The sequence below is a fragment of the Neobacillus niacini genome (genome assembly GCF_046591715.1).
In the GTDB taxonomy this organism is placed as follows: Bacteria; Bacillota; Bacilli; order Bacillales; family Cytobacillaceae; genus Neobacillus; species Neobacillus niacini_L.
In genome coordinates this window covers 123,655-136,320 of sequence record NZ_JAWVNQ010000001.1, presented here as the reverse complement: position 1 = coordinate 136,320, position 12,666 = coordinate 123,655, and the positions used below count along the sequence as shown (strand labels likewise).

Here is a 12,666-nt window from a genome sequence, read left to right as displayed (position 1 = left end):
TATTAGGTACTGCCCAAATCCATTCATGCTTTTATTCTTTTCTTACTATAAACATTTACAAATAAAAAACTAAATACTAGACCTGAAAGAAGAGCTCCGCCCGAAAACATCCATTCTCCTTTAATCATAACAATCAAAGAAAATACGAAGGTTTGAATGAATAAAATTCTTTTTAGAATGGACTCGAATGCTGCTGTTTTATGGGTTTGAGATACTGGATATAAGTCAATCCAAAGTTTATTTTGGTGATGATTCCATAAGGGCAGAAGTTGAAAACCGGTTAAATAAATAAACAAGAGTGACAGAACCACCTGCCCCCATCCAAAGGAAATAAAGTATATTGCTAAAGCACCAATTACTGTTAAACGAATAAAAAGACCAAGATAATCAGATGCCCTCAGAAATGTTCGTGCGAATAAGAACTGATATGTATTATCCTGTGAAAAAGATATGGCCTTGATGAAGATATCCATCCATTTTCTTCTTTTAACTGTATCCTTTAATTTTGGTACATCGGTGAATAAATTAGCTAACCGATAAAAAGATGCCATTCGCTTCTCTTCTTGAGCAATTAATAAATCCCATTTTAACCCCATTTTGTTTGTTCTGACATAAAAGGTGTAATAGTAAAATGCCAGTATGAAGGCACATACTAGGAGAAAAAGTATATTTGCGTTGTTAAATAATAAAAAGCAAAAGATTATATTAATGAAATATCGGACGAACATGTCCCAAATATAAACTGAAGGCTGAACATAATAGTGAATCCTCCAGTTAACGGCAAGATTCCATGCTTTTATGACTAATAACACCAGTAAAAAAGTAAAAAACGATTGAAAACCATCTGCACTAACATGTGCATACATCGGCATCAATACGGCCAACACCATTAATAAAATATATCCTTGAAAAATTAAACTTATTAATCCGGAACGTAAGAAATACCCTCTTAACCGTGTTTCAAGCGGAATCAAAAATACCTGGTCAGCCTCAAGCAAAAAAGTATAGACGGGGCTGTGGGTTAAAAAGATACCCAAAATAAAAGCAATAATAAATTCAGCTGGAAAGTCTTGCGATAATGAGCTTATCCATTCTTGATAATAAAATGCGGCTGTACCAATTAGAAATAGCAGGACAACGACTAGATGACCATTTAAGATATACTTAAGATAAATTCCAAATTCTTTTAGACGGTGGACTGATCTATCTTTCCATAGCTTTTTTTCATCAAACATATTTTTCTTCCTTCGTTAATTGGATATATAAATCATCTAATGAAGCTTGCGGCATTGAAAATTGTTCTCTGAGTTCATCAAGCGTCCCTTTTGCACGAACCTTTCCTTCATGTAATATTACAAATGAGTCACAGTACTTTTCAGCAGTGGTTAGGATATGGGTTGACATTAGTATGCCTGCACCGTTTTCTTTCATTTTTTTCATCAAATCAAGCAATGATTGAATCCCAAGCGGGTCAAGACCAACAAAAGGTTCATCTACAATGTAAAGAGAAGGCTGCACCAAAAAGGCGCACATAATCATTACCTTTTGTTTCATCCCCTTTGAAAAATGGGCTGGAAACCATTTCAGTCTTTTTTCCATTCGAAATTCAGCTAATAATGGATTAATTCGTGATTTATAAGTATTTTCATCTAATCCGTATGCCATTGCTGTTAATCTTAAATGTTCACTAAGAGTAAGTTCCTCATATAAAACTGGAGTTTCTGGAACAAATGTAAACATTTTACGATAAGCTTCTTTATCTTCGGTTATAGTACGTCCATTAATTTTCACTTCTCCACGATGTGGTTCCATTAAACCAATAATATGTTTAATTGTGGTGCTTTTCCCTGCCCCATTTAATCCAATTAGTCCAACCAATTCTCTTTCGTTAACTTCAAATGATACATCTTTTAGAACTGGGTTTCTTGTATATCCGCCTGTGAGGCCATCGATTGATAATAAAGACATGATTTCCGTCCTTCCATATATCATGATTTCCTTACATTTTACCAAATCGGAGTTGATAAAAATAGTTTTCAAATTTTTGATACCTTTTTTGTATATTTGAAATCAAAATGGTTATCATAATATTCGAAGGGGAAACACCTACTCGATGAAGTGATTCATCAAAAATTTGAAATGAGGTGTCTGTCAAAGACATTAAACTTTTCAAACAAGCAGCTTCTAAACGTTTCAAATAAGGGGATGGTTGTTTTGCACAAGTTGCCTGGTAACCATTTAGAGTTCAAATAACACCAGTTATTTATCAAAAAAATAAATGAGGTGTTTACAGCAGATTATCATCCGTTTTTATAAGTTGGTAAAACTATAAAAACAACATAGGGGATGGTCAGCTTGAACAATGATTACTGTTTATAAAAAACACTAAATTGCCAAATGAGGTGTTTATCAAACGTAATTCCTGAATGAACGTATAATATGAAGCAATTCCCCTTCGAGAGGGCAGGATTCCATGCGGATCCTGTCTCTTTCTTTTTTTACATGTCATACATATGGTAAAATACGGGTATCAACAACATTAAGGAGGCTGGTTATGTAATGAGTGATTGTATCTTTTGTAAAATAGTGAATGGTGAAATTCCAGCAGCAAAAGTATTTGAAAATGAACATGTTTTGGCTTTTCTAGATATCAGTCAAGTGACAAAAGGACATATATTGGTCATTCCAAAGGTACATAAGGAAAATTTATTTGAGCTTACACCTGATATCGCTAGAAACCTTTTTGAAACTGTTCCACAGATTGCAAAAGCATTAAAAAGTGAATATAAGCCACTTGGCTTAAACTTAGTTAATAATAATGGTGAACAAGCGGGTCAAACCGTATTTCATTTCCATATGCATTTAATCCCACGCTATGGACAAGGTGATGGCTTTGGTGCAGTTTGGAAATCAAATACCAGTGATTATTCTCAGCAAACATTGAAAGAGATGGCAGATAATATTAGTAAGCATTTATAATTAAGTTAAATTATCTGAAAATTATATCTTTATTATTTTTATATACCTGTGCTATAATGATAACAAGTTTTTCGCTGTAGGCATTAGCGCACTACAGGAGGAACAATTAGCCAGGGTGAAGGGAATAAGATTTTCACCTTCGAGTCCAGCAGAGGAGAGATGAGAAATGAATACAAAGAATCTAGTAGTTTTATCACTTTTGGCGGGAATTGGGGTAGTTTTGCACACTGTGATGCCAGCCTTTCTTACCATTAAACCAGATATGATGCTTGCCATGATGTTTTTAGGTATTATCCTTATACCTGATATTAAAAGTGTTATGCTGTTGTCCATTGTAACTGGAGGATTATCCGCACTTACAACCGGTTTTCCTGGCGGACAGCTTCCAAATATCATTGATAAGCCCATAACTGCTTTAGTCTTTTTTGGTTTATTTTTGGCATTAAAGCATTACCGTAATTCTATCATTAGTGTTGCAGTCTTAACTGCAATCGGGACATTGGTTTCAGGCACTGTCTTTTTAGGGTCAGCACATTTTATTGTAGGCCTGCCAAGTTCTTTCACTGTACTTTTTGCTGCAGGAGTCTTGCCTGCAATTGCATTAAATACAATTATTATGGTTATTTTGTATCCCGTTGCACTCTCAGTGGTCAAAAGAACAAAGTTACAATCATCTGTTGTCGTTAACAAATAGCACGAAGAAAAGAACCTAAAGAGAGGTTCTTTTCTTTCTATAAATATTTAATTACCACGTCTAAAAGCTAGATAATATGATAGTCACGATCAACATGATCCCTCCCGTGCCCGCTAAGGCTGAAGCACGTTTTTTCAAAACTTTTTTAGGCGGATAAAATCCAGGTCTTTTTAGTGCTAAAGCATTCCAAATTGCAACAGCAAGAAGCAATATACTAAGTAAAAAAAGAAGCGAAATGATGCTATTCAATATATACCCCCCTATTTGAGACCCATAAGTTGATACTATCATTCATATGTTCTACAGTCCTTCCCTATGTAGAATATTCAAAAGGTTGGAATTATTAAGAGAAAAAACGTAAAATAAAGAAAGAATATTTTTATAATTTTGTAGTATGAGAATAAAAAAATAAAATACAAGTAGAAAAATACGTAATTTCTAAAAATTTTGTGAATTTACATCTTTATTAATTTTTATTTTATTGGCATAATGTTAATAGAGAAATAAAAAAGTAGGTGAAATTGGGGATGTCGGAGAAACAGTATTCAATGAAAGAAGCGATGCTATTTAGCCAACGTATTGCACAGTTAAGTAAAGCCTTATGGAAATCAATTGAGAAAGATTGGCAGCAATGGATAAAGCCTTTTGATTTAAATATTAATGAACATCATATCCTTTGGATTGCATACCATCTAAATGGGGCTTCCATTTCAGATGTGGCGAAATTTGGGGTTATGCATGTCTCAACAGCGTTTAACTTTTCAAAAAAGTTAGAAGAAAGAGGATTGCTTCAATTTTCAAAGAAAGAGAATGATAAGAGGAATACCTATATTCAGCTCACTCCTGAAGGGGAAGATATCTTTCTTCGAATAATGGAATCTTACCAGCCAAACGGCAACGCTGCATTTGCTGGAGCTTTACCGTTAAGAGATCTTTATGGCAAGTTTCCCGATATTATTGAAATGATGGCCATTGTTCGTAATATTTATGGAGATGATTTCATGGAAATCTTCGAGCGTTCATTCCATAACATCGAAACAGAATTTAACGAAGATGAAGGTAAACTTAGGAAGTCAGAGAAAACAGAAAAAGAGCTTTATTAAGTTTACAGACACTTATGGAACTCTTTAAAAAGAGGTTCATACAATCGTTGATGCAAGCAGGCTTCAATTACATCCTTTGCGTCAAATTTTGCTGGCAGCGAATATAGAAATTCATTGAAAAGCGGATGAAAATTAATAAACCCCTCCGCTTTTTGTTCTTCCATTTTTTTGTTCATATCCTCACAAAGTTTTTGGAATGTTTGTACTTCCTGTTCTGATATTCCATTTTCTATGACCAATCTAAATAATTCAAGATTAGGGTCAGATATCATTTTTAAAAGCAGCCTTTGATGGTATTCAAGTAAATTTACTCTGGATTGTAATTCACCATATTTATCCATAAACTTCGACCTCCAAATATTCTAATACATTTCTAATGTTCATTATTCACCTTATCGAGTCAGAGGTAAACCTTTTTCTTGTGTCGTTTTTGTTCCATGAAAAATCTTATTTCAAATTTTTTCCTACTTTTCTACCAATCCTTTTAACTATCTTTTTTTGTAAATTTTTGATAATGTATTAACATAAATTAACATCAGGGAGGGAATCGTTGATGATCTCCATTTTTATTGTCTTGGCCATTTTTATCTTATACTATGTTAACAAAATGACCAATTCCCTTTGTATACAAAAGGATATACCTGAGGAACGTCAGCACAAAGTATTTCGAACAATTAATGTACTTGTCACGATATTACTTATTTCATCCTATGTAGAATTACTATATACATAGGTATCTTGAACTAAGTTTTATATTGTAAAAAAAATAGAAGCGATGAGAAATTTCTCATCGCTTTTTATTTGATTTCTAGTTATAGCCAAGAAGCCCCAATAATTATTAACAGGATGAAAAGAACTACGATTAACGCAAATCCTCCACCGTGGAATCCAGCTCCAGACACACAATTCTCCCCTTTCTTAAATGGTTAGCTGTTGTCTGCATCAGGTGTTACCCTTTATTAAAACCAAGATGCTCCAACAATAATCAATAGAATGAATAGGACTACAATCAATGCAAATCCTGCTCCGTATCCGTGTCCACCACTCATCGTAATACCTCCTTTATGATTTTCTAGGATATACTATTCAAGCTGTATTCATTTCGACTAGGCTCTTACCTTATTTTCTTATGAAAAAGTCCACCTTTTTCATTTTAGGTAAAAATCCACCGGGTAATCCCTTTGCAGCCGCTAGGCAGTTGAACAGTATTCTTTTTTTCTTACATTGTATCGTATGTACAAATTCAGAAATCGCGATAGGTATATGCCCAAAATTCTGTAAACAACACAGGAAATATTTTTGCAGTGGTTACCATTTATGTTATAGTATAGTTTGTGGACAAAAACCCACAAGAAATTACTGTTTAGGAGAGGTTCCTCATGAAAAAATGGATGTTAGCCCTTACATTAGCAGGCGGGGTTATTGCCTTAAGTGCATGTAATCAAAACGGTTCAACTGTAGCAGAAAGCAGTGCTGGAGACGTTACACAGGAAGAACTTTATGAAGCAATGAAGGAAAAGGTAGGGGCACAAGCATTACAACAGCTTGTCTATGAAAAAGTCCTTTCCGAGAAATACGAAGTAAGTGACAAAGAATTAGATGCCAAGGTTGATGAATTAAAAGAACAGCTTGGTGATAACTTTGAAGCTGCATTAGCACAATATGGCTATGCAGATGTAGAAGACTTTAAAGAAACAATGAAACTTGGCATGATGCAAGAAAAAGCTGCTATGAAGTCAATTAAAGTAACAGATAAAGAAGTAAAGGAATACTACGATAACTATAAGCCTGAAATTAAGGCTCGTCATATTCTTGTTGCGGATGAAAAGACAGCATTAGAAGTAAAACAAAAACTTGATGCTGGAGAAAAGTTTGAAGACGTCAGCAATACTTACTCTACCGACGAAGCGGCTAAAGCGGCTGGCGGTGACCTAGGATGGTTTGGTCCAGGGGCAATGGATCCTGATTTTGAAACAGCAGCATATGCACTTAAAAAGGATGAAATCAGTGCACCTGTTAAAACATCATTTGGTTATCATATTATTCAATTAACGGACAAGAAAGAGAAGAAGTCCTATGAAGAAATGAAGGAACAAATGGAGAAAGAATTAAAATCTTCAAAATTAACTACTGAAAAGATTAATGAAATCATGCAAAAAGAAATCAAGGCAGCAAAAGTAAAAATAAGTGACAAAGACTTAGAAAAGGCACTTGAGCCAGCAGCAACTGCAGCACAATAAGAAAAGCTCGATAGCGCCGTACTGGACAATATCAAAACAGAAGGGACTCATCCGAGGCCCTTCTGTTTTTTATTCTGCTGTTACTCTTTCACCTTCACGGCGTTCTTTTTCTTGTTCTAAGCGGGTTAAGTAAATTTCGCCCTCTTTTTCGATATTTTCCATTTCTAACATGCGTTCCTCTCTGCCTGTTTTAATTGCCATCAACGCACTTATAACAATACCAGCCACGACTGCATATACCCAAATAGGAATAGTCATTTACTCTTGCTCCCTTCGTTAGCGGTTGTCCACTTTTTATACAACATATTCAAGTATTAGATAAATATTCTTCGAGCTCAAAAAAAATAACCCGATTGGGTTATTTTATTTATGAAAAATTGGCTTATAAAATGAGCGGTTTTCTAAGGCATATACTCTTTCAGTAAATTCACCAGGTTTAACTCTCTCTAAGGCACGATCGAGCATGTTCATTTTTGCATCAAGATTATCAATATAATGAAGAATTTCTGCTTCTTTAATGAGCGGCGGCTTTGGACTTCCCCACTCTGCTTTTCCATGATGGCTTAAGACAAGATGTTGAAGAATTAATACTTCCTCACCAGCTATCCCCAGCTCTTCGGCAGCCTTGCCTATTTCATTTACCATTATCGTTATGTGACCGAGTAAATTCCCTTCAACCGTATAGACAGTAGATATTGGACCTGACAATTCTACCACCTTCCCCATGTCGTGCAAAATTACGCCTGCATAAAGTAAATCTTTATCAAGGCTTGGGTAAAGAGTGGCAATTGATTTTGCAAGGTCGAGCATGCTGACAACATGATAAATCAGCCCAGATACAAACTCATGATGATTCTTTGTAGCTGCAGGATATTCTAAAAAAGCGTGCTGGTGCTTTTTCAATAAATGACGGGTAATTCTTTGGATATTTGGATTTTTCATATCAAAAATATATTGTGTCAGTTTACTAGACATTTCCTCTTGGCTTAAGGGGGCTGTCTCTAGAAAATCTTCTAATTTCACTGAATCACTTGGTCCGGTTGTTCGAATCTGTCGTATTTTCAGCTGGCTTTTACCTCGATAATTATGAGTATCCCCAATAATTTTAACAATTTTTTGTGGTGTGTAATTTTTTTCATCTTCTTCATTAGCATCCCAAAGTTTCGCTTCAATCTCGCCACTTTGATCTTGGAGAATAAGGGTTAGGAATGGCTTCCCATTACTCGCAATCCCTTTTGTAACACTTTTGATCAGTAGATACAAATTCACTTGTACCCCAAAATCATAATCTAGAATTCCTTTATTCATCTCTTCCTCTCTCCTCTCATTGTACAAGTATAACATTTAATTACTATGAAATAGCTTCGACACTGCCTTTATGAAGATAATGGATATTTTCTTCATGAAAATATGGCAGTAAATGAGCATGACAGGTAAAAAATAAAATCTGATTAGTATTGAGTGATGTCAGCAGCTCCATTACCTTTTTGGTACGATTGCCATCAAAGTTTACAAAGCTATCATCGACAATAATTGGAAATTGATATTTTTCATAAAGTGTGACCGCCAAGCTCAGTCTTAAAGAAACGTATACCTGTTCTGCAGTAGCTTGACTTAACTCATTTGCCTCAAATAAGGTGTGGTCACATCGTTCAATGAGAAAACCAGTTCCTGACTTTTGCAGGTGAATACGATGATAATGTTTGTCTGTCAGGAAAAATAAATATTCTTCTGCCTTTGCCAGTATTCTAGGCAAATGGCCGTTTTTATACTTCTCGACTGTTTGTGATAAGATGTTCTGTGCCAAACTATAAACAGCCCATTCTTTTGCAGCCTCTCTTAACTCGAACTTCTTCTGTTTAAAGCGGTGAAGGAGTTCTGAGTAAATTCCACCCTCTTCGAGTATCTGAATCTTGTAGCTTGCAGCCGCCAGATTCTCTTGCAGTTCACTTAATCTAGCTGAGTATAAATCCATTTCTTTATGATATTTGGTCAACATTTCCTCAGTGTTATGAATTTGCAGCAATTTATCTATGTCATGTTCCTCTAGGGATGTATAGCGTAACTGTTTATTAATATCAGCCTTCCGTTCAATTAGTCTATCCCTTTCTTCCGCTTTATTACCAAGTGCATAGAAAGCCTCTTCAAGTTCGACATCAGCTTCGTTTAAAAGTTTTGTCCTTTCCATAATCAAATGGGTTTGCTCCTGCTTCAACTGGATTAAATCTGACTCAAGGTCATTTAATTTTCCTAGTTTCTCTTCACTTTTGATTACCTTTCCATGTTCTACCTTCAGTTTATCTCGTAATAGAAAAGCAATTTTGGACATTTCATCTTCAGGATTTGCCAAGTATTTCTTTGAAAAATAAGACAATCTATCTTTTATGGCTGACTGTTCAAGTTTAATATCTTTCAATCTGGCATGCAAATTCCTTTTTTCTCTACCAGCTAGTTTATATTGTTCAATCAACTGAAAAGCTTCAAGAAGGAAGGTGTTGGCAATATATTCTGGAATGTTTAGTTCACCAGATAATTTTAGTAATAGGTCTTTATTTTCTGCCGCTTCCTTTTCCCAATCTTCGAATTTCCTTATTACTTTATCGTATTGTGTCTGTTGCTGTTCAAGCTTAATTGTTAATAGCTGCAGCTGTTCTCTGAATGTATGATCCCGTCTTAATTTTTCCTGAATTACTAGGATATCACTTTGGTTAAAGGCCTTTAATTTTTGCTTCAGCTCCTTTTCTTTATCCATCAGCTGGCTCGGGGGCCCGTTTACAGTAAAATCATTTTTAGGCTTGAGGTTTTTGCTTAGGAACACTCCAATTAACAGTATCCCAATCACACCTATCAAAAGGAGTACCCACTGACTCGATATAACACCGTACAGGGATAAAACTAGTAATAACAATCCAATGGTCAAAAAATGTATTTGTTTTTGCTTGTTGATTTGAACAATTTTCTCCTTGTCCTGTTCGCTGGAATGTTGATAATATTCTATTTTATCTTGAATTGCCTTTAGTTCTAATTCAATGGTACTCTTTTTATCATTTTCATTGACTGCCGATGCGAGTTTTTCTCTTTCTTGATCAGGTAAAATTTGCCTTTGTGCAGAAAGAACCTTTGCCTCTAATTCTTCAAGAGTATTTTTTTCCTCTTGGAATTTCTCTTCCAATTCCTGATGCACTTCTATAAGTCTTTGCTGTTTTCGGGATACTTGTTCCACTTGACTTTTCATATAAATATTCGTATTGATATTGAGAACTTCTTCTTCGTTTAGTGGCAGGTGCAATTTTTCATTTATCGAGGAAATCTTTTCATCTAAATCAATTAATTTCAGCTCATATTGCTGTTTCTCAAGCGTCAGCTGGTCATAGAAAGGAATCTGTTCTAAGGCAGCTAGAATCTGAGACTCCTCATCAAGGAATTGTGTTTGGTGCTGAATCGAATTTAGTTCTAGTTTTAATTGTTTGATTCTCTCATTCAAGCTGGAAATCTGAGCTTCGCAGGGAAGGATTAACCCATTTAGTTTTTCCAATCTCTCAATTCCCCTGACCGGAAATGAAAAATCCTCCAATTCCCTTATTCTTGCACTTACCCATCTTTCCTCTTTAACAAGGGAATGAATTTTCTGCCATTCGATTAATTTATCTGCTTCTCTTTTTACTATCTGCAGTGACTGATTGGTTTCCCCAATTTCTTGATTGATTGCTTCCTTCTCTTTTATTAATACCTCATAGCCTTGATTTTTGGATGCCGCTTTCTTCAATTCACCGCTAAGCTCCTGAATAGCCCTAAGCTGTTCATTAATTTCAGGCTTTTTGCCGCTCGGCTTAAATTGGCTTTCTAATACCTTTTGAAGCTCTGCCTCTGTCGCGTTAAGCCTCTCTGTCCCAAGTGTACCTGTGGAAAATAAAAACTTTCCTAATTCCTCCCCTTTCATTTGGTGAATATTCTGCAGCCCATGAATATTGAATGAAAAAATGGCCTGAAATAAACCTTTATCCATATTACCGAGTAATTGCTTTAGAAGAGTCTCATCTCCAGTCGTTCCGTCCGGGAGAGTTACTGTAACTTCCCCGGATGCTTTGCCTCTAACCCGCTCTATAGTCGCGATTCCAATCTCATCAAATAAAATTCTTAGCTTCCCGCCATAATTCGATCCGTTTTTAGGCACGTAGCGAAGTTCAGAGGATTGCTTCGTTGGGAACCCAAATAGTATCCCATGAATAAATGCCATAATTGTTGATTTCCCAGCTTCATTTTCACCATAAAACACTTGAAAATCAGATAGCTCTTTTATGACCACATTGTTTAATTGACCAAAGCCGTATATATGTATTTCTTGGATTTTCATGATAATCATCTCCCTTCACTATTGATACAATAACCCAATTAATAACTTCTCAGCTTTTTCTATTAATTCTTTCTGTTCAGTTTCCGTTAGTCTTGTTAAATATTTTCTGGCAAGTTGATGTTCAAATAAAGGTGCTAAAGCATCATCAAAAATCTGATATTCATCAATTGTTGCAAAAAGCTCAGTATAAAAATCCGCCTCATTTATTAAATTCTTTCTATCGAACCTCAACTGGTCCTCGAGATTTAATTGAACCGTCCATACAAATGATTCTTCATCATTTTCATTATCCAGCAGTAATTCATACAGGTCTGTATTCAGAACTTGTTTTTCTTTGGAGTCATTTATATTAATATTTTTTAGATTTATAGTAAGCAGTGTTCCAATACCTGATTTCCGCAGCCGTTCTATGGTCAATTGACATAAATGCAGGATTTCCTGAAAAGTGTGAAGAGAAGAAGCGTCGATAGAAATCTCATCCCATACTACGTCTGAGGTTTCGATAAACTCCTTTTCTGCCCCGAATTCAGTTAAGGTTACATAATAACATCCTTTTATCCCTGTTTCCTTTTTATTACGCCCTTGCAGATTCCCTGGATATATGATTGGCGGATTTTCAGATAATATGGTCCGTTTATGAATATGACCTAAAGCCCAATAATCAAATTGTTTCTCATAAAGATCCTTGATAGAAAATGGAGCATAATTATCATGGTCAGTTTTTCCCCCTTCATTCCCATGAAGGAGACCAATATGAAAGTCGGCAGGTTCGACTTTTTGATAGTCATCTACTCTTTTATCAAGAATATGCCGATGCTGATAACTAAAGCCATACAGATGGACACTCTCACCGCGCTTTGTATGAAAAGTTTTCATTTCGACTTCACTGCCAAAAAAATGCACATTTGCGGGCATATCAAGATGTACCCAAGAGCCGTCTAAATGATCATGGTTGCCATGAATAACATAAACAGGAATATCCTTTTGCAAAAGCTTTTGCATCTCATTGCGGAAGCGCGATTGTGCACGTAAGCTTCTGTCCTCACCATCATATAAGTCTCCGCTAAGAACAACAAAATCAACATTATGGTCAATAGCAGCTGCAGTAAGCCTTTCTAAAGCTGCAAACGTACTTTCTCTCACTCTTGAAAGGATATTTGCAGGCAAATGCTTTAAGCCCACCATAGGACTGTCCAAATGCAGGTCAGCAGCGTGTATAAACGATATTTGTTTCATATATAAACTCCTTTCAGTGAGTTTTCTTTCATTGTAACATCTCGAAAATACGAATGCACG

Annotated in this window: 15 protein-coding genes; 5 read left to right on the top strand and 10 right to left on the bottom strand. The window is 35.5% G+C overall.

Features of this window, described 5'->3' with window-relative positions:
• Positions 1-23 precede the first annotated feature (23 nt).
• Together SFC47_RS00715 and SFC47_RS00710 are read right to left on the bottom strand one after the other, a co-directional pair.
• A complete protein-coding gene (locus SFC47_RS00715; protein ID WP_411252314.1) occupies positions 24-1,235 on the bottom strand; it encodes an ABC transporter permease in 1,212 nt (403 codons plus the stop codon).
• The gene (locus tag SFC47_RS00710; RefSeq protein WP_411252313.1) at positions 1,228-1,968 is read right to left on the bottom strand and encodes an ABC transporter ATP-binding protein; all 741 of its coding nucleotides are present in this window, start codon (positions 1,966-1,968) and stop codon (positions 1,228-1,230) included. Before SFC47_RS00710 ends, SFC47_RS00715 begins: the two co-directional genes overlap by 8 nt.
• Before the next feature lie 591 nt (positions 1,969-2,559).
• On the opposite strand from SFC47_RS00710, the gene SFC47_RS00705 reads away from it, so the two are divergent.
• Positions 2,560-2,979, top strand: a complete 420-nt coding sequence (locus tag SFC47_RS00705) for an HIT family protein (RefSeq protein WP_411252312.1) — start codon at positions 2,560-2,562, stop codon at positions 2,977-2,979.
• Positions 2,980-3,145: 166 nt separating this feature from the next.
• Entirely contained in the window at positions 3,146-3,673 is a 528-nt protein-coding gene (locus tag SFC47_RS00700; RefSeq protein ID WP_411252311.1) for a tryptophan transporter, read from the top strand.
• 60 nt (positions 3,674-3,733) lie between these two features.
• Here SFC47_RS00700 and yhzF read toward each other — a convergent pair whose 3' ends face one another.
• Positions 3,734-3,922, bottom strand: a complete 189-nt coding sequence (yhzF, locus tag SFC47_RS00695) for a membrane protein YhzF (RefSeq protein ID WP_411252310.1) — start codon at positions 3,920-3,922, stop codon at positions 3,734-3,736.
• Between the two features lie 278 nt (positions 3,923-4,200).
• On the opposite strand from yhzF, the gene SFC47_RS00690 reads away from it, so the two are divergent.
• A complete protein-coding gene (locus tag SFC47_RS00690; RefSeq protein WP_411252309.1) occupies positions 4,201-4,776 on the top strand; it encodes an HTH-type transcriptional regulator Hpr in 576 nt (191 codons plus the stop codon).
• A 2-nt stretch (positions 4,777-4,778) separates the two neighbouring features.
• Here the strand turns inward: SFC47_RS00690 and SFC47_RS00685 are convergent, their stop codons facing one another.
• Positions 4,779-5,117: a DUF1878 family protein gene (locus SFC47_RS00685; protein WP_411252308.1), complete on the bottom strand. Its 339-nt coding sequence runs from the start codon at positions 5,115-5,117 to the stop codon at positions 4,779-4,781.
• 212 nt (positions 5,118-5,329) lie between these two features.
• On the opposite strand from SFC47_RS00685, the gene SFC47_RS00680 reads away from it, so the two are divergent.
• Positions 5,330-5,509: a hypothetical protein gene (locus tag SFC47_RS00680; protein WP_411252307.1), complete on the top strand. Its 180-nt coding sequence runs from the start codon at positions 5,330-5,332 to the stop codon at positions 5,507-5,509.
• Positions 5,510-5,588: 79 nt separating this feature from the next.
• Here the strand turns inward: SFC47_RS00680 and SFC47_RS00675 are convergent, their stop codons facing one another.
• The gene (locus SFC47_RS00675; RefSeq protein ID WP_411252306.1) at positions 5,589-5,678 is read right to left on the bottom strand and encodes a YjcZ family sporulation protein; all 90 of its coding nucleotides are present in this window, start codon (positions 5,676-5,678) and stop codon (positions 5,589-5,591) included.
• Between the two features lie 57 nt (positions 5,679-5,735).
• Positions 5,736-5,825 carry a YjcZ family sporulation protein gene (locus tag SFC47_RS00670; protein WP_179158254.1) on the bottom strand — a complete coding sequence of 30 codons (90 nt, stop codon included), beginning with the start codon at positions 5,823-5,825 and terminating at the stop codon, positions 5,736-5,738.
• A 330-nt stretch (positions 5,826-6,155) separates the two neighbouring features.
• On the opposite strand from SFC47_RS00670, the gene SFC47_RS00665 reads away from it, so the two are divergent.
• Positions 6,156-7,016 (top strand): peptidylprolyl isomerase, encoded by an 861-nt coding sequence (locus SFC47_RS00665; protein ID WP_411252305.1) that lies wholly within the window; start codon positions 6,156-6,158, stop codon positions 7,014-7,016.
• A gap of 69 nt (positions 7,017-7,085) precedes the next feature.
• Here the strand turns inward: SFC47_RS00665 and SFC47_RS00660 are convergent, their stop codons facing one another.
• The 4 genes from SFC47_RS00660 to SFC47_RS00645 form a co-directional block, all read right to left on the bottom strand.
• Entirely contained in the window at positions 7,086-7,274 is a 189-nt protein-coding gene (locus SFC47_RS00660; protein ID WP_411252304.1) for a sporulation YhaL family protein, read from the bottom strand.
• Positions 7,275-7,379: 105 nt separating this feature from the next.
• The gene (gene yhaM / locus SFC47_RS00655) at positions 7,380-8,324 is read right to left on the bottom strand and encodes a 3'-5' exoribonuclease YhaM (protein WP_411252303.1); all 945 of its coding nucleotides are present in this window, start codon (positions 8,322-8,324) and stop codon (positions 7,380-7,382) included.
• 43 nt (positions 8,325-8,367) lie between these two features.
• The gene (locus tag SFC47_RS00650; protein WP_411252302.1) at positions 8,368-11,370 is read right to left on the bottom strand and encodes an ATP-binding protein; all 3,003 of its coding nucleotides are present in this window, start codon (positions 11,368-11,370) and stop codon (positions 8,368-8,370) included.
• Between the two features lie 18 nt (positions 11,371-11,388).
• Entirely contained in the window at positions 11,389-12,606 is a 1,218-nt protein-coding gene (locus SFC47_RS00645) for a metallophosphoesterase family protein (RefSeq protein ID WP_411252301.1), read from the bottom strand.
• Between the last annotated feature and the right edge of the window lie 60 nt (positions 12,607-12,666).